We start from the raw sequence: 17,714 nt of genomic DNA, 5'->3' as shown, positions 1-17,714 counted from the left end.
CGGCAGGGTTTCAGTATTATGATTTGGCGGGCTCCGCCTGAGCCGCAGCTTGTTTCTTTTTATGATGCGTCTGCTGTAAAAGTACATTCTGCACTGTCAAAAACAGTCCGCTTGTAAACCAGTAAAGCGGCAGCGCAGCCGGTACGTTAAGTGAAAAAACGGTCATCATGACAGGGAAAATAAAGACCATGATTTTTGCTGACTGCATCGCGGCCGGATTTTGAGCAGCCGGTGAATATTTCTCGTTTAATTTTTGGGAAATATAAGCCTGTAAGAAATACATGGCTCCCGCGCACAGTGATACAAGAATATCAGAATGCCCTAAGCTGAACCACAGAAATGAGTGTGAAGCAATTTCCGGCGTTGAGCGGATGGCGTAATAAAAACCGATCAAAATCGGGAATTGCACCAGCATCGGAAGACATCCCATTGCCATCGGATTCAGATTGTGCTCACGGTAAAGCTTCATCATTTCCATTTGCAGTTCTTTTTGTTTTTCCGCATCTTTCGTTTGTTTCATTTTAGCCTGAATGCTGTCGACCTGCGGTTTGATCACAGCCATTTTTTCCTGGAACACCCGCTGTTTCTTAAATTGGTTCACAAACAAAGGCAATACAACGATCCGGACGATAATCGTCACCAGAATAATCGACAGTCCGTACTCACCGTGGAACAGGCCCGCCACACCTTTTAAAAGTGCCGAAAACGGCTCGATCAGGTAATCGTGGAAAAAACCGATATTCCCGAGGCCTCCCGTCTGAGTCTGAGATGTCGCAGCAAAAGCCGAGCGGCCTGTGCACAGTACGATAAAAAACAATCCGAATGCGATCCATTTTTGATATGTTTTAGACAATTATGTTTCCTCCTTTTTATCTTCACTTGCCGTTATAAAAGGAGGAAGCTGACATCTTCATCATCATTCGCCGGTGAATTCATGCGGATGACTTTACGTATCCAAGTTGTAATGCGATGATATATAATAATAAGAAAGTCTGTTCGGTTCAGCTGAACGACTGCTTGATGTTCATCTATTCGTTTCGTTCTCCAATGCTCGCCTGCGCGGCGCTCACGCAAAAGAAAAGCGATGCCGATCGCGGTCAGAGCGGGAAGAATAATTGTGAAAAAATCGACTAAAAATAAAAAGTCATTCATTGACTCAAGAATCATTTTATCACATCCATTCAGCTCTTATTTTACTACATATATATAAGGTTGTCTATGAAAGGAAAGGAGGCGCCGGGAGTGGCCGGAAAAGGGAGAATTATATTTCATATCGATATGAACAGTTTTTATGCCTCCGTAGAAATGGCGTATGATCCGTCTTTAAGAGGAAAACCTATCGCCGTTGCCGGAAACGTGAAGGAACGGAAAGGAATCATCGTCACCTGCAGCTACGAAGCGAGAGCGCGGGGCGTAAAGACCACCATGCCGGTGTGGCGGGCAAAACGCCTCTGTCCGGAACTCATCGTCGTGCCTCCGAATTTTGACCGCTACCGGAGTTCGTCAAAAGAAATGTTCAGCATTCTGAGGGAGTATACGGATTTAGTCGAGCCTGTTTCTATTGATGAAGGATACATGGATATTACGGACACACCGCACAGACACAGGGCGTATGAGACAGCCGAAGACATTCAGGCGAGACTGCAAAAAGAGCTTTTGCTTCCGTCAAGCATCGGCATCGCCCCGAATAAATTTCTCGCCAAAATGGCGTCTGACATGAAAAAACCGCTCGGCATCACCATTTTAAGAAAAAGAGAGCTGCCGGACGTCTTATGGCCTCTTCCGATTGAAGAGATGCACGGTATAGGAACGAAAACTGCGGAAAAAATAAAAACGCTCGGCATCAAAACGATCGGTGATTTGGCAAAAGGAGATGAACATGCGCTGAAAACGCTTCTCGGCATAAACGGCCCGAGGCTGAAGGATAAAGCGAACGGCATCCATCCTGCAGAAGTCAATCCCGAGCGGATTTATGAATTTAAAAGCGTCGGCAACTCATCCACCCTGTCGCATGATTCGGCTGACTGGGATGAATTAACGGGCGTGTTTGACCGGCTCGCGCTGTCTGTGAGCGAACGGCTCCAGCGTAAGGAGGTCATGGCCTGCCGGCTGTTCATCATGATTCGGTATGCGGATTGGAAAACGGTCACAAGAAGCATGACCCTCAGCAATCCGGCTGATCAGAAAAAAGACATCATGGAAGCGGCGATGGAACTGTTTGACAAGCACTGGAACCAAAATCCGGTAAGGCTTCTCGGCATCACCGGGACGGAACTGGTTGAAAAACAGCAGGCGTATAAACAGCTTGATCTGTTTTCATTCAAGGAGGACGCAAAGGATGAGCCGATTTTTCAGATGATGAACGAGCTGAATGAAAAATACGGCCAAAACCTGATCAGAAAAGGCGCCGTTATAAAAAAAGAAGAAAGCAAAACAAGGGGAACGAGCTTTAACAGAGACTTTTTTCAGGATGAAAAGAAAAGGTGAATAACTTGAAAAAAGGGGTTATGTATGATAATTTCTTTAGTATAAATATCATTTTATTTTAATTTAAATTTTAAAATGGTTAAACGTTTGAAGAAGGGACGTTAGAATATGTCAAAACAACAAATCGGAGTTATCGGTCTTGCGGTAATGGGTAAAAATCTGGCTCTTAACATCGAAAGCCGGGGATTTTCTGTGTCTGTATACAACAGATCAAGCAGCAAAACGGAAGAGTTTTTAGAAGAGGCAAAAGGCAAAAATGTTGTCGGTACATACAGCATTGAGGAGTTTGTCCAGTCTCTTGAAACACCCCGTAAAATTTTATTAATGGTTAAAGCGGGAACTGCAACGGATGCGACGATTCAATCTCTTCTTCCTCATCTGGAAAAAGACGATATTTTGATTGACGGCGGAAATACATACTATAAAGATACACAGCGCCGGAACAAAGAGCTTGCCGAAAGCGGCATTCACTTTATCGGAACGGGTGTATCAGGCGGTGAAGAGGGAGCGCTGAAAGGGCCTTCTATTATGCCGGGCGGCCAAAAGGAAGCGCACGAACTCGTGAAACCGATTCTAGAAGCCATTTCTGCTAAAGTGGACGGAGAAGCTTGTACGACATACATCGGCCCGGACGGAGCGGGGCACTATGTAAAAATGGTGCACAACGGTATCGAATACGGTGACATGCAGCTGATCTCTGAGTCATATTTCATTCTGAAACAGGTGCTCGGATTGTCTGCCGAAGAGCTTCACGAAGTATTCGCTGAGTGGAACAAAGGAGAGCTTGACAGCTATCTGATCGAAATCACGGCTGACATTTTCACTAAAAAAGATGAAGAAACGGGCAAACCGCTTGTTGACGTTATCCTTGATAAAGCAGGCCAAAAAGGAACGGGTAAATGGACAAGCCAAAGTGCTCTTGACTTAGGCGTTCCGCTTCCGATTATCACTGAATCTGTTTTTGCGCGTTTCATTTCCGCAATGAAAGAAGAACGTGTGAAAGCAAGCGGCCTTCTGTCCGGACCAGACGTTAAGCCGGTCACTGAAAATAAAGAAGAGCTGATTGAAGCGGTCAGAAAAGCGCTCTTCATGAGTAAAATCTGTTCTTACGCACAAGGCTTCGCCCAAATGAAAGCCGCGTCTGAAGAATATAACTGGGATCTGAAATACGGTGAAATCGCGATGATTTTCCGCGGCGGCTGTATCATCCGCGCGGCGTTCCTGCAAAAGATCAAAGACGCGTATGACCGTGAACCGGAGCTTGACAACCTGCTGTTAGACAGCTACTTCAAAAACATTGCAGAAAGCTACCAAGGCGCCCTTCGCCAAGTGATTTCACTTGCCGTAGCCCAAGGCGTGCCGGTACCTTCGTTCTCAAGCGCACTTGCGTATTACGACAGCTACCGTACGGCAGTGCTTCCTGCAAACTTGATTCAAGCGCAGCGTGATTACTTCGGCGCGCATACGTATGAACGCACAGATAAAGAAGGCATTTTCCATACTGAATGGATGAAGTAATGAAGAAGCCCCCGCAGTTATTGCGGGGGCTTTTCTGATATTAAAAACCGCGGGCCGTTATGAACGGCGCCGCGGTTTTTGATGTTTTCTTATATATTCCACCAGTGGAGACCGTCTTTTTCAAGAAGATCGTCCGAAGCTTTCGGTCCCATTGACCCGGCTTCATAATTCGGAGAAAGGGTTTTGTCGGCTGCCCACGTTTCGGAAATCGCATCGACGAAATTCCAAGAAAGCGCCACTTCGTCCCAATGGGCAAAGTTTGTCGCATCACCGAGCAGACAGTCATGGATTAATTTTTCATAGGCTTCCGGTGTGTTCATTTCATCACTGCAGTTGCTGCAGTAATCCAGCTTAATCGGCTGAGCATGAGCGGCTCCGCCTAATTTTTTAGCGTTCAGATATAGTGTGATGCCTTCATCCGGCTGAATATGGATGACAAGCAGGTTCGGATTTACATTCGTTTCATTGCCGTAATAAAGGTTCATCGGAATGTCTTTAAATTGAACGACGATTTTCGTTGATTTTTCTTTCATCCGTTTCCCTGTGCGGATATAAAACGGAACGCCGGCCCAGCGGAAGTTATCGATTAACAGCTTTCCGGACACGAATGTTTCCGTATTGGAATCCGGTGCTACATTTTGTTCATCTGTATAGCTCGGTACAGCGTTTCCGTCAATCGTTCCCGCTTGGTATTGTCCGCGGACGAAGAAGTCACTCACTTCGTTCGGAGCGACAGGGCGGAGAGCTCTCAGCACCTTCACTTTTTCGCTGCGGATTTCTTCCGTGTTCAGTTTAATCGGCGGTTCCATCGCCAAGAGAGCGACCATTTGTAAAATATGGTTTTGAACCATATCACGGAGTGCGCCTGATTTCTCGTAATATCTCGCACGATCCTCAACGCCGAGATCCTCACTTGACGTAATCTGGATGTTTGAGATGTAGCGGTTATTCCACAGCGGCTCAAACAGCGCATTCGCAAATCGGATGACTTCGATATTTTGAACCATTTGTTTGCCTAAGTAATGGTCGATCCGGTAAATTTGATCTTCCGTGAAAGCTTCGCGTATTTCTTTGTTAAGCTCTTTCGCACTCGGCAGGTCATGGCCGAACGGTTTTTCAATGACGAGACGGGACCAGCCATTTGTCGCTGTGACACCTTCGTTTTTAAGTGATTTTGCGATAGTGCCGAAAAACTCAGGAGCCATCGCCAAGTAAAACATTCTGTTGTTCGGGATTTCATATGTATGTTCAAGCTGATCAAGCAGGACATTCAGCTCCTGATAGGAACCCGGATTCGTTACATCAAACGGATGGTAATAAAAATGAGATGTGAAATCGTCTATGTCTTTTTGCCCGGCAGAAGAAACAGACGTTTTAACGGTTTCCCGGAGGTCCTCGTTTGACCAAGGTCTTCTTCCAACACCTACAACTGCAAACTCTTCACCAATTTGACCATTTTTATATAAACGGTGAATGGATGGGTAAAGTTTTCGTTTTGCCAAATCCCCTGTGGCACCAAATATTACAATTACTGCTTTTGGTTTGTCGTTTGTTTTCACTTAGAGTACCTCACTTTATCTGAAGCATGGTTTAAAACCCCGCATATTTCCTTCATTTTAAATCTAAAATTCGTTGAAAGCAAACATTTCAGCCTGTTTTTTGCGGTTTGCGGAAAAAAATTAATCAGGCCGGAGAAGGCCCGGGTGAATTCACATTTTCAGCCTGATCCTGTATCCTTAGTAGTACAAAGATCTAGGAGGAAGCATTGTGGAATTATTATTTTTAGGGACGGGGGCCGGCATGCCGGCAAAGACGAGAAACGTAACGTCCGTCGCGCTGAAGCTTCTTGAAGAAAGGCGTTCCGTATGGCTGTTTGATTGCGGAGAAGCCACTCAGCATCAGATATTACATACAACAATCAAACCGAGGAAAATTGAGAAGATTTTCATCACCCACCTTCACGGCGACCATGTTTACGGTCTTCCGGGTCTGTTGGGGAGCCGTTCATTTCAGGGCGGTGAAGAAGAGCTGACGATTTACGGGCCAAAAGGCATTAAAGCCTTTATCGAAACAAGCCTGCACGTGACGGCGACTCATCTGACGTATCCTCTTACCGTACATGAAATCGAAGAGGGGACGGTTTTTGAAGATGAGCAATTCATTGTTACCGCAGCATCCGTCATTCACGGCGTGGAAGCGTTCGGCTACCGGGTTCAGGAAAAGGATATTCCCGGCGCGTTGCAGGCCGGCAGATTGAAAGAAATGAATATCCCGCCCGGACCCGTCTATCAGAAAATCAAAAAAGGCGAAACGGTCACACTTGACGATGGCAGAATCATTAACGGGCGGGATTTTTTGGAACCGCCGAAAAAAGGGAGAATCGTCGCTTTTTCCGGGGATACGAGGGCATCAGAGCGGGTAACGGAGCTGGCGCGCAATGCGGATGTGCTTGTTCATGAAGCGACGTTTGCCAAGGAAGATGCAAAGCTCGCACATAATTATTATCACGCAACGACAGAACAGGCTGCGCAAACGGCAAAAAAAGCAGGCGCCAAACAGCTGATTTTAACTCATATCAGCGCAAGGTATCAGGGTGAATCGCCGATAGAGCGTCTCGAAAATGAGGCGAAAGCGGTATTTGAAAACAGTAAGATCGCATTTGACTTCATGGAGGTCACTGTGGAGCGGTCTTAAAAAATGGACGCTTGACATTTTTTTCTGATGAGATATAATAAAACGAAATAATTACGATTTGTATAAGGGGTGAAAATGATGCGTGTGAATGTTACATTGGCCTGTACAGAGACAGGGGACAGAAATTATATTACGACGAAGAACAAACGGACGAATCCGGACCGGTTAGAAATGAAAAAGTATTCACCCCGGTTGAAAAAGTATACGTTGCATCGTGAGACAAAATAGATCACGATAACAAAAGCCATTGTGCCGCTGCACAATGGCTTTTGTTTAATCAGTTTACCGCCTGATAGGCAGGAGCATTCATTTGCTGGCGCACCGCGCACCAAACATCATAAATGGCAAGGTGGACGATGTGCGGTTCATCGTGGTGAATGGCATGAGAACTGTTTTTGGCCTGAATCCATCCGCTTTGATAAGAGACATCAAGCATGCTTCTGTGCAGTTTCACCCATTGTTCATGAGCGTGCTTTAAGTGCTCATCCCGCTCTCCCGATGATAAAATCAACAGCGGCATATCGCCGAAATGAATCTGCTGATGCTTGATCTGACGAAGGCTCGTCAAAAATTCCGCGTGTGATCCTTCCAATATGAACTGTTTCAAATAGGCGGCTTTCATTTCTTCGGGAAGAAGCGGAAGCACTTTCGTCTCCTGATCCTCAGAAACCGGATCAAGCATCACCATCCCGAGAATATCCCGGCGGTTCCGGCTCGCCCAAAGTCTGCTGATAATCGCGCCGTATGAATGCGAGACGACAAGATAAGGAGGCTTGACGCCGGCCTTCAGAAGAAGAGCGTTTAATTCCTGTACCATGTGGTCCGCCGTTCTCTTGTTTCGGCTTTGTCCGCTTTTGCCGATTCCGGCTCTGTCATATGTGAAAACCCCAAATTCTTCATCTATGTCAGCGAGTAATGATGTCCATGTTTCAGAAGAAGTGCCGTAGCCGGCTTCAAAGACGATCGTCACTTCGCCGGCGCCTTTACGGTGTTTCGTATAAAACGGACACCCGTCAATCAGATATGTCCTTTCCATCCATGCTGCTTTCATTGGAGTCATCCCCTCTAATTGGTTCTATAGGGAAGACGGAGAAGCTTCGGCAATCGTTTCTCAAAAAATAAAAAAAGAGACAGCCGGATCGAAAAACTCCGGCTGTCACTTCATCACCATGCTCTGTCGTATTGAACCGGTGACGGTATTTCAGTATTCAGCTGCTTCGCTGCACTCCTTGCAAAATGCGGATCGCGCAGAAGTTCTCTTGCGACAAAAATAAGGTCAGCGCGGTTGTTTTGCAGAATTTCTTCCGCCATTGTTCCCGTCGTTATCAAACCGACGGCGCCTGTTGCGATTTCGGCCTGTTCACGGATTTTCTCCGCAAAGCTCACTTGGTAGCCTGGGAAGACGTTAATATCAGCTTGAACGAGTGCGCCTGAGCTGCAATCAATGAGGTCGACTCCCTGTTCTTTCATCCACTTCGCAAAACCGATATGATCCGCAATGTCCAGCCCTTTGTCTGTATAATCCGATGCAGAAATACGGACAAATAACGGGCCGTCCCAGACTTCCTTGACGGCTTCAATGGTCTCGCCTAAGAAGCGGTAGCGATTTTCATGTGAGCCTCCGTATTCGTCTGTACGGTGATTGGACAGAGGGGACAAAAATTCGTGCATTAAGTAGCCGTGTGCCGCATGAAGTTCAATAATGTCAAAGCCGGCTTCTTTCGCGCGCGCCGCTGCCTGTTTGAATTCCTGAATGGTTTCTTTAATTTGTTCTGTCGTCATTTCAGCCGGTGTTTTGGACTGCTCATCGAACGGAATGGCTGACGGAGCGTAAATGTCTCCCTCAAGCTCAGCTTTACGTCCGGCGTGCGCAAGCTGAATGCCGATTTTAGATCCTTGCGCTTTCACTTGTTCCGTCAGTTTGGCAAAACCTTCGATATGATCATCGCTCCAAATGCCTAAATCCTGATCGGAAATGCGCCCCTGCGGATTAACGGCTGTCGCTTCCACGATAATCAGGCCGACCTGGCCGATTGCACGCGATATATAGTGCGCCATATGAAAAGGCTGCAGTTTTCCGTCCTTCTCATGTGAGGAATACATGCACATCGGTGCCATAACAATACGGTTTTTGATCGTTACATCTTTAACGGTCCATGGTGTGAATAATTTTCTGGCCATTTATTTCGCCTCCCGGAATGTTTTAGACATTGATTATAACAATTCATGATCATTCAGTCATATAAACTGCTCACGACTGAGTGCATTGTTATTATTGTTCTGGAAGGGCATTTTTTTATACACATCGGTGTCGTATCTTCATAACAGGCATTTACAGCCGATCATATAGCAAATATAGATGAGAAACGCACCGATGACTGCGTGGCCTCCTTTGAACCAGTTTGTCAGGATGAAAATACTGCTGATGAAGATCACCGCGCCGAAGGCACCGAATATTCCGTTTTTTTGAGCGGCTCTGAAATCGTCGGGGCTCATATTTTTCAGCTGCAAGTGAATATTCAGTAACGTCATGATCGGCAGCAATGTGATAACGCCTGATAAAAATAAGTATTTCGATTTGCTTAAATACGCGGCGGCCGCCATAACGGTGCCGCCGATAAAAAATTGAATGAGAAAACTCATGCTGAAACGCTCACCTTCTGTTTGTTATCAAGTATAATGATGGAGACATTGCCATTTTATTTTTGATTGATGTATAAGTAAACTAAATATAACTAATGCATTGGATAATAAAGAATGATATCTGGGAGATGAAGCCGGTTGGATTTAAAGAAGCATTTAGCCTTTATTAAAACGGTTGAAAGCGGCAGCCTGACCCAAGCCGCTGCCATATTGAATTACACACAGCCGAACATCAGCCAAATGATCAGTAAATTAGAAGAAGAGTACGGTTTTCCGCTTTTGATCAGACAGCGGCATGGAGTGAGGCCGACCGCAAATGGCTTGAAAGTGTTACATATTATGAAGGAAATTCAAAAAAACTATGAAAAACTGTCTGAAACCGTTGATAATATTAATGGGTTAGAAAGAGGGGAAGTCCGGCTCGGCACTGTTACGAGCGTGGCGGTAAAATGGCTGCCGAAAATTTTGAGGGAATTTAATGAGCTGTATCCTTCCATTAAGGTGCATTTGTTTGAAGGAAATTCTACTGAACTGGAAGAATGGCTGAAAGATGACCGGATTGATGCGGCGATCGGGACATCCCACAGCGAGAAGTGGCATTTTTACCCGTTGGCAGAGGACCCGATTGTAGCGGTGATGAGCCCGCAGCATGAATTGGCGCAATGTGAAACGGTTCCGTTACATGTCATGGAGTCCGTCAAATGTATCGTGCCTTATCCGGAGACACATTTTGATGTGCTGAAAGTGCTGAAGGAAGAAAAGATCACGCCGCGGGTCGCCTATCAAATCAGAGGGGATGAAGCGATTATTGCAATGGTGCGGAACAATCTGGGGATCAGCATCTTGCCGCAGCTTTTGGTGAATGATTGTGATGTGCTCATCAAACGGTTCGACCGGTATGTCTCCAGGCAGCTCGGCATTTTGACAGCTCATGCAAAGGAGACGCAGACACCTTCTGTCCAGAAACTGATTCAATGCATACAAGAATGGGTTGCGGTCCATCAGGCTTCTGTCTGAAGAAGCCTGATATGCGTTTAAGCCGGTTCAGCATAATAGACCAGCATAAAATATGTCACCGGTTCATCCGAGGAATTAAAATAACTGCGGCGTCGCTCCGGCAAACTGAAGGGCATCGCCCGAAGTCAGCACATGCTTTTCGTCATAAAGCTCAACTGTCAATTCACCGCTTTTGATTAAAATGTATTCTTCCCCTAAATGTGATGTTGCCTCATGGGCGCAGCCCGGCTTCAGGTCAACTATGCCTTGAAAACAAAAAGTCTGACCGTGACGGTGGTGAGCGGGGTTATTTTGGTGTCGGGCTTTCGTCTGTTTATATAAAAAGGGCATCAACGGCACATGCTGTTGATGCTTTTTTTGACATGCTAGGGTTTGGAGAGCACTTCAATTCCGACGTTGACCATTTTGTCCAGTCCCATAAAAGACAGGCAGATTTTGGCGCGCCTTTTTCTTTTATCGATCTTTTTAATAATGCCTTCCATTCCTTTAAGAGGCCCTGAGGCAACGGTTACTTTTGAATTTTCAATATAGACTTTTGAATAATCTACAGTGTCTCCTTCTCCGATCAGCCTGATAATAGGGAGGATTTCTTCATCCGTAATTGTCGTGAAATAGGTTTTACGCTCTTTGGAATAATATGCGCCGTTATTCACGATTCTGCATGAAATGGGGAGTTCTTTGATTTTATGAAATGTCCGCTCTGTCATCTTCGTTTTAAACAGCACATATCCCGGAAACATCTTTTTGAGTGCCTCGTATTTGATTCCGGCTTTTCGTTCTGTGACTTTTTTCTTGGGTATGATTGAGTAGAGAGCCTGCTCATCAAACTGCAGACGCAGAAATTTTTGAACTGTTTCTTCTTTTCCGGACTCTACAAAAAGTGCGTACCATTTCATGACTGGATCCTCCTTAGAATAATAAGAAATTATTATACAAAGAAAGTATTTAATGGATAGTATTTAAAATGATTAAAAATTTTTCTAATTCGTCTTTTTTTTACATAATATATGAAAATGAAAAATAAGTATAGACCCAATTGACAGAGAAGCGATGAATTTTCTTTGACATGAAAAGGGTTCAGGGAATTATCTGACATTTATCCCGAAACAATTATGCCGACTGTCCACCGAATATAAAACTGTGGAATAAATGTCAGAAAATAACGAAATAAAGCCTTGACATTATTATCTATAAATTGATATTATTCTCTTTAAATAGCAACTATTTGTTAAATTTATTAAATTGATGTAAAGCACCTATTAAATTTCAATCGCTGTTTCGGCACGTTGAAGAGGAAATAGGGATTATAAAAATGATTGTAGTGTATATATCTACATATACATGATAAGGGAGAAGTGTGCCGTCATCGCTGTTTTCGGGCATATTGGCACTGCAGCTTGTCATGAGAAACATTCAGTAAACAAGCAATATGTTTTAATATAAATTATGTTAGAAAAGGAAAACACAATGCGTTTGCGATTTTTAAACCTGTGCTAAATCGCAAACGCGTTTGTGTTTTTATTTTTATGCCGGTGTTTACACCAGTCAATATATGAAAATAAGAGACGTTTTTGTATGGAGAACCACATGTGATGTGCAAAATTGGCGATGCGGAAAGGATGAGGATAAGATGCTTACGTTTGTGTTCCCGGGGCAGGGTTCTCAATTTAAAGGAATGGGAGCCGGACTGTTTGATGAATTTCAAGATCTGACACGTCAGGCTGATGACATATTAGGCTACTCTATAGAAGAATTGTGTCTGGAGGATCCGAATCACCAGCTGGGGAAAACGCAATTTACCCAGCCGGCGTTATATACGGTGAGTGCACTCAGTTATTTAAAGAAAATGAAAGAGTCCGGCAGAGAGCCTGATTACGCCGCAGGGCACAGTTTAGGAGAATATAATGCGTTATTTGCGGCCGGCTGCTTTGATTTTGAGACCGGTTTGCAGCTTGTTAAAAAAAGAGGGGAGCTCATGAGCAAGGCAGCTCCCGGAGGCATGGCGGCGGTTTTGGGGTTTACGGCTGAACAAGTAAAAGAGGTTCTATCCGATTATCATCTGACCGGCATTGATATCGCTAACCACAATTCACCTTCGCAAATTGTGATCGCCGGAACGAAACAAGACATTGAAAAAGCGGGCCCCGTCTTTGAAAAAGCCGGCGTGAGAATGTACCTTCCTTTAAATGTGAGCGGCGCCTTCCATTCCCGCTATATGAAAGATGCTGAAAAAGAGTTCGCGGATTATTTAGAAGAAACGGCGTTTTTGCCTCTTCGTTTTCCGGTGATCTCAAATCTTCATGCCGCACCTTATAAGAATGATGAAATCAAAACAAATCTGACTTTGCAAATGACCAATCAGGTAAAGTGGACGGACACGATACGCCGTCTGATGGGACTTGAAAATAATGAAATTGCAGAAGTCGGGCCCGGGGAAGTGCTGACAAAACTGACGCGTCAGATTAAAAAAGATGCCGTCCCATTACCTATGCCGAAAGAAGAGTCTGATACTGCTGATGTTAAAGCATCGGCAGCTGATTCGCAAAAAACGGCGGGAATGAGATTAGGGAACGAAGATTTTAAAAAAGATTATAACATCCAATATGCTTACATGACGGGCTCCATGTACAGGGGAATTGCTTCGGAACAGATGGTCATTAAAGCGGCAAAAGCGGGAATGCTGGGCTTTTTCGGAACGGGCGGATTGAGTATCGAACGGATCGGACAGGCCATCGGAACCATCCGGTCTGCACTGCGGCAAGGGGAAACATTCGGAATGAATCTTCTTCATCATATGATGTCACCTGACAAGGAAGTCAGAATGATAGATTTATATTTGAAAAACGGCATTCATCTTATTGAAGCATCGGCATTTATGGGCATAACCCCCGCTCTCGTGATATACAGGGCAAAGGGATTAAGCAGGAATCATGACGGGTCGGTGTCAGTTCAAAACAGAATCATCGCGAAAGTATCCCGGCCTGAAGTCGCTGAGGCCTTTCTAAGTCCGGCTCCGGCTCATGTGCTGGAAAGACTTGTGTCTGACAATCGGCTGACAGCCGGGGAAGCGGCGCTTGCAAAAGAAATTCCGATGGCTGATGACATTTGCGTTGAAGCGGATTCAGGAGGGCATACCGACCAAGGGATTCCGTATACATTAATGCCTGCCATGATCAGACTCAGAGACCGCATGATGGAGAAGCACGGTTATGCGAAAAAAGTAAGAATCGGCGCAGCCGGGGGCATCGGCACTCCGGAAGCGGCTGCTGCGGCGTTTCTGCTCGGCGCCGAATTTATCGGAACCGGTTCTATTAATCAATGCACGGTCGAAGCCGGGACAAGTGATTCAGTGAAAGATCTGCTTCAGGAAGCGAACGTGCAGGATACGTCATACGCTCCCGCGGGAGATATGTTTGAAGCGGGAGCAAGGGTGCAGGTGCTGAAAAAAGGCCTGTTTTTCCCGGCAAGAGCCAATAAACTCTTTGACTTGTACAGACAATACAATTCTTTAGATGAAATAGATGAAAAAACGAAAACATTAATTGAAGAAAAGTATTTCCAGCGCAGTTTTGAAGAAGTGTATGAGCAGTTGAAACGTGATAAATCTCCTGAACAGATCGCCAAAGCCGAACAGAATCCGAAACACAAAATGGCGATGGTATTTAAATGGTATTTTTCTCATACGACAAGGCTCGCTCTGGAAGGAAAAAGCGAAAGTAAAATAGATTACCAAATTCATTGCGGCCCTGCGCTCGGCGCGTTTAATCAATGGGTGAAAGGAACCCCGCTTGAAAATTGGAGAAACAGGCATGTCGATCTGATCGGCAAACAGCTCATGGAAGAAACAGCCGGCCTTCTTGCGCAAAGGCTGGAATCGATTACAGGCTGAGTATGACCAGCCATTACATTTTTTCTGCGGAGGACAGACCATGCTGATTGAAAATCATGAATTAACGATGAGCCATGTCGGGTTAGGGAATTTGAATGAGTACGCGCTGCTGCTGTTATTCGGCAACGCACACAGTCACCATTTAACGGACGGAACGGGATTCCGGCCTGATCAGATGGCCGATCACCAAGGGCTGATTTTGTATCCGGCTTATTTTATGACACATCTCAAAGTTCCTTCAGATAAGCCTCTTGATCAGTACCGATTATGGGACGAGGTTTCCGTCGGAGTCGATATCTCCCGGTTTGGAGAAACCATATTAGAATCTGATTATTTGTTCGGGCCGAAAGGAGCGGTCAGCTCTGATAAAAGCGAGTGGGACCGGGGACGGTTTCCTTCTATGAAAGCCAATAGTTTAATTGTCGTCGACGTCACACAAACAGAAGGTTCGACCCGAAAAGTCTCAGCGCCTAAGGCTGAATGCATTGCGGAACTTTCTAAGCTAGCCAAGCCGCCTTACGCGCTGATGCGGTCAAAGAAAATCAGAACGGACGCCTTCGGTATGAAGCCGGGCAATCTCAAAACAGCAGACCCCGTTTCATATCGGGTTCCTGTTGATCAGGATGCTGCGCCGGGGCATGCCATGGTGTTTGCGAAATTCAGCAAGATAATGGATGCGGCGGAATTTGAATGGATGACGCGCCGGTCGAAGCCGGGTTTTCCGGTTTCAATCGCGCGGCATTTATTTTTGCTTGAAAGAGAGACGTATTATTACGGAAATTGTTTTGCAGATGAAGAGCTTGATATTTATATGACGGGACACATTGAAGAATGCGATCCCGACTTTCACGGTGAGTCCCTCGGTATGATCTCAGTGGCGAAAATCAGCTATCAGATTGAAGTCTATATGAAAAGAAATCATACATTGCTGGCCATTTCCAAGGTGGATAAGCTGCTGGCGGTGCCGACCTCTTCACAAGATCATATTCCGGATTATAAACGGGTCATCAGGAGTTTATAAAATGAAGAATGGAGCTGAAAGCAAATGGAACAAACCAAGGAAATGAAGCAGATCATCGCTCAAATCATTCAGGACATTCAAGAACAGCAGTCATATCGGGCCGTCGAAGCGGGAGATGATGTGAGAGTCATAGAGGATCTGGGCTTCTCATCACTGGATATCGCTCAATTAGTCGCACAGATGGAGATGGAAACCGGAGTAGATCCTTTTTCCCAAGGAGAAACGATTTCCAGCATTACAACCGTCGGCAGCATTTGTGATATTTATCAAAAATATATGGACAGTGCTCAATCATGAAAACAGAAAGCGGGGGAGATATCAGCTGGGTGACTGATAAGCTTAGGGAAACGCAAGACAGTGAGTTTCTCATTTTTAAAGGGCAGACTTTTACGTATGATGATTTGCTGACACGAATCAGCTTTTTTCAGAAAGAGCTTGAACAAAACGGAATACGTGAAGGAGAATGTGTGGCGCTTATCGGGGATTATTCCCCGAACGCCATTTTTTTGCTGATGACGCTTTTGTTAAACCGAAATATCGTTGTCCCTCTCAGTAATGAGTCAAGGGAAAAGCATCTCGATATGTTTGAAGACGCGAAAGTGAATCAAATCATTGAAATAAATGAAAATGACAGCTGGACGCTTCGTGAAGGTTCTGAAAGCGCCGCTCACCCTCTGCTTGATGATCTGCGCGAGAGAGGGGAGTCAGGCATTATTATTTTCACATCGGGAACCTCCGGCAAAAGCAAAGCATCCGTGTTAAGCGCCGGCCGGCTGCTTGAAAAATATAAAACGGCGAAGAGAAAACCGCTGCGTACACTTATTTTTCTGAAATTGGATCATATAGGCGGCATTAATACGCTGTTTGCGATTCTGTTTAACGGGGGGACGATCGTCACATCAGACAGCAGAACGCCGGAGTCCGTTTATCAGGCGGTCGACAAACATGCTGTCCAAGTGCTCCCCGCCACCCCGACCTTTTTAAACATGCTGCTGATGTCCAAGGCGGATGCCGGATATAACCTCTCTTCACTCCGGCTGATCACTTACGGCACAGAGCCGATGCCCCAATCAACGCTGCGCGGCATCCACCGGCTGTTTCCGGATGTACGGCTGAAACAAACATACGGATTAACTGAACTGGGTATATTCTCAACGAAATCAAAAGACAGCCAATCCACTTGGATGAAAGTGGGCGGTGCCGGAACAGAGACCAAAATTACCGGAGGCACGCTTTGGGTCCGTTCTGAGTCGGCGATGCTCGGCTATTTAAACGCACCGTCACCTTTCGATGAAGACGGCTGGTACGACACCGGTGACCAGGTGGAAACAGACGGCGAATATATAAGAATTCTCGGAAGAAAGAGTGAAATCATTAATGTGGGCGGAGAGAAAGTGTTTCCGGCAGAGGTGGAAAGCGTCTTTCTGGAGATACCGAATGTCCGGGATGTTCTCATAACGGGCAGAAAAAATCCGATTACGGGCGAGATTGTCGCGGCAGAGGCCGTGCTTGAAAAAGAGGAAGATATCAAATCTTTCAGAAAGCGGGCCGTAGCTCATTGCAGACAGAAGCTGCAGCCATATCAGATACCGCAGATCATCTCTGTTACAGATCGGAAACTGTCTAATGATCGATTTAAAAAAATAAGAAACGTGTAAAACAGGAGGCAAATATGAATAACGGAAAAGTAGCGGTCGTCAGCGGAGGAAGCCGGGGGCTGGGAAAAGCGATTGTACAGACGCTTTTGGATGAGGATTACAAAGTAGCCGCTTTCAGCCGCAGTGAATCTGATTTTATTAACACATTGAGAGAGAGTGAAAAGTACCGCGGCCGCTTTTATTGGGAAGCGGCGGATGCGGCGGATGCCGCCGCCATGAAACAGTTTGTTCTTCAAGTATACCGCAAGTTTTCCAGAATAGACGGCTTGGTCAATAACGCCGGTTTGAACCTTGATCAGCTTCTGCCCCTGACCAATGATGAAGACATTGACCGCATCCTCAATCTGAATATCGGCTCAGTCATCAAGCTGACCCGAAACGTTTCCCGGGTCATGCTGAAACAAAATTCCGGATCAATCGTTAACATAAGCTCCATTATCGGCTCAAGAGGATTTAAAGGCACTTCAGTCTACAGCGCATCCAAAGCGGCTCTTGACGGCTTGACGCGAAGCCTGGCCAGGGAGCTCGGGTCTAAAGGAATCCGTGTCAATTCACTTGCGCCCGGTTTTGTGGACACCGATATGACGAAAAATATGCCGGAAAAACAAAAATCGCAGATTATCAGAAGGACGCCGATGGGACGTTTAGGCGAAACAGACGATATGACCGGACTCGTTCGTTTCCTGCTTTCTCCTGAATCGTCCTTTATGACCGGACAGACAATGGCGATAGACGGCGGATTAACTTGTTAAAGCACAGAAAAATTCTTTTGTACAAGGGATGGTAT

At 45.6% G+C, this 17,714-nt stretch carries 18 protein-coding genes; 10 read left to right on the top strand and 8 right to left on the bottom strand.

The window, feature by feature from the left end:
- Nucleotides 1-16: 16 nt before the first annotated feature.
- On the bottom strand, nucleotides 17-853 hold the full coding sequence (locus tag RUW00_RS06465) for a membrane protein insertase YidC (protein ID WP_007408393.1): 837 nt from the start codon (nucleotides 851-853) through the stop codon (nucleotides 17-19).
- Between the two features lie 32 nt (nucleotides 854-885).
- Entirely contained in the window at nucleotides 886-1,167 is a 282-nt protein-coding gene (locus tag RUW00_RS06460) for a hypothetical protein (protein WP_003153239.1), read from the bottom strand.
- 75 nt (nucleotides 1,168-1,242) lie between these two features.
- Here RUW00_RS06460 and RUW00_RS06455 point away from each other — a divergent pair, with 75 nt between their 5' ends.
- Both RUW00_RS06455 and gndA read left to right on the top strand, forming a co-directional pair.
- Complete coding sequence (locus tag RUW00_RS06455; RefSeq protein WP_029973901.1) at nucleotides 1,243-2,487, top strand: DNA polymerase IV; 1,245 nt, start codon at nucleotides 1,243-1,245, stop codon at nucleotides 2,485-2,487.
- A gap of 108 nt (nucleotides 2,488-2,595) precedes the next feature.
- Complete coding sequence (gndA, locus tag RUW00_RS06450; protein WP_003153241.1) at nucleotides 2,596-4,005, top strand: NADP-dependent phosphogluconate dehydrogenase; 1,410 nt, start codon at nucleotides 2,596-2,598, stop codon at nucleotides 4,003-4,005.
- An 89-nt stretch (nucleotides 4,006-4,094) separates the two neighbouring features.
- Here the strand turns inward: gndA and zwf are convergent, their stop codons facing one another.
- Entirely contained in the window at nucleotides 4,095-5,564 is a 1,470-nt protein-coding gene (zwf, locus tag RUW00_RS06445) for a glucose-6-phosphate dehydrogenase (protein WP_012117935.1), read from the bottom strand.
- A 208-nt stretch (nucleotides 5,565-5,772) separates the two neighbouring features.
- Here zwf and rnz point away from each other — a divergent pair, with 208 nt between their 5' ends.
- Nucleotides 5,773-6,699 (top strand): ribonuclease Z, encoded by a 927-nt coding sequence (gene rnz / locus RUW00_RS06440; protein WP_014418324.1) that lies wholly within the window; start codon nucleotides 5,773-5,775, stop codon nucleotides 6,697-6,699.
- Nucleotides 6,700-6,777: 78 nt separating this feature from the next.
- Nucleotides 6,778-6,927, top strand: a complete 150-nt coding sequence (gene rpmG / locus RUW00_RS06435) for a 50S ribosomal protein L33 (protein WP_003153246.1) — start codon at nucleotides 6,778-6,780, stop codon at nucleotides 6,925-6,927.
- 49 nt (nucleotides 6,928-6,976) lie between these two features.
- On the opposite strand, the gene RUW00_RS06430 is transcribed toward rpmG, so the two are convergent.
- From RUW00_RS06430 to RUW00_RS06420, 3 genes are all read right to left on the bottom strand, one after another.
- Complete coding sequence (locus RUW00_RS06430) at nucleotides 6,977-7,750, bottom strand: alpha/beta fold hydrolase (RefSeq protein ID WP_014418323.1); 774 nt, start codon at nucleotides 7,748-7,750, stop codon at nucleotides 6,977-6,979.
- Between the two features lie 113 nt (nucleotides 7,751-7,863).
- Nucleotides 7,864-8,880, bottom strand: a complete 1,017-nt coding sequence (gene namA, locus RUW00_RS06425) for an NADPH dehydrogenase NamA (protein WP_003153250.1) — start codon at nucleotides 8,878-8,880, stop codon at nucleotides 7,864-7,866.
- Nucleotides 8,881-9,018: 138 nt separating this feature from the next.
- On the bottom strand, nucleotides 9,019-9,342 hold the full coding sequence (locus RUW00_RS06420; protein ID WP_021494284.1) for a GlpM family protein: 324 nt from the start codon (nucleotides 9,340-9,342) through the stop codon (nucleotides 9,019-9,021).
- A gap of 138 nt (nucleotides 9,343-9,480) precedes the next feature.
- Between RUW00_RS06420 and RUW00_RS06415 the strand changes: the two genes are divergently transcribed.
- Nucleotides 9,481-10,359, top strand: coding sequence for a LysR family transcriptional regulator (locus tag RUW00_RS06415; protein WP_012117931.1), 879 nt, complete (start codon nucleotides 9,481-9,483; stop codon nucleotides 10,357-10,359).
- A 75-nt stretch (nucleotides 10,360-10,434) separates the two neighbouring features.
- Here the strand turns inward: RUW00_RS06415 and RUW00_RS06410 are convergent, their stop codons facing one another.
- Both RUW00_RS06410 and loaP read right to left on the bottom strand, forming a co-directional pair.
- Complete coding sequence (locus RUW00_RS06410) at nucleotides 10,435-10,689, bottom strand: cupin domain-containing protein (protein WP_072177854.1); 255 nt, start codon at nucleotides 10,687-10,689, stop codon at nucleotides 10,435-10,437.
- A 35-nt stretch (nucleotides 10,690-10,724) separates the two neighbouring features.
- Entirely contained in the window at nucleotides 10,725-11,255 is a 531-nt protein-coding gene (gene loaP / locus RUW00_RS06405) for an antiterminator LoaP (RefSeq protein ID WP_022552995.1), read from the bottom strand.
- 734 nt (nucleotides 11,256-11,989) lie between these two features.
- Here loaP and fabD point away from each other — a divergent pair.
- The 5 genes from fabD to RUW00_RS06380 are packed head-to-tail and all read left to right on the top strand — an operon-like array spanning nucleotide 11,990 to nucleotide 17,679.
- On the top strand, nucleotides 11,990-14,248 hold the full coding sequence (gene fabD / locus RUW00_RS06400) for an ACP S-malonyltransferase (protein ID WP_029973904.1): 2,259 nt from the start codon (nucleotides 11,990-11,992) through the stop codon (nucleotides 14,246-14,248).
- 40 nt (nucleotides 14,249-14,288) lie between these two features.
- Complete coding sequence (locus RUW00_RS06395) at nucleotides 14,289-15,269, top strand: LnmK family bifunctional acyltransferase/decarboxylase (protein WP_014418317.1); 981 nt, start codon at nucleotides 14,289-14,291, stop codon at nucleotides 15,267-15,269.
- A gap of 24 nt (nucleotides 15,270-15,293) precedes the next feature.
- A complete protein-coding gene (locus RUW00_RS06390; protein ID WP_003153264.1) occupies nucleotides 15,294-15,566 on the top strand; it encodes an acyl carrier protein in 273 nt (90 codons plus the stop codon).
- On the top strand, nucleotides 15,563-16,927 hold the full coding sequence (locus RUW00_RS06385) for an ANL family adenylate-forming protein (RefSeq protein WP_121984400.1): 1,365 nt from the start codon (nucleotides 15,563-15,565) through the stop codon (nucleotides 16,925-16,927). Before RUW00_RS06390 ends, RUW00_RS06385 begins: the two co-directional genes overlap by 4 nt.
- Before the next feature lie 14 nt (nucleotides 16,928-16,941).
- Nucleotides 16,942-17,679, top strand: a complete 738-nt coding sequence (locus RUW00_RS06380; RefSeq protein WP_029973905.1) for an SDR family oxidoreductase — start codon at nucleotides 16,942-16,944, stop codon at nucleotides 17,677-17,679.
- The last annotated feature ends 35 nt before the right edge of the window (nucleotides 17,680-17,714 follow it).

Source organism: Bacillus sp. IS1, from assembly GCF_032461585.1.
Taxonomy (GTDB): Bacteria; Bacillota; Bacilli; order Bacillales; family Bacillaceae; genus Bacillus; species Bacillus velezensis.
Note: the sequence above shows the minus strand (reverse complement) of the source record. Positions and strands in the feature narration are given on the sequence as shown.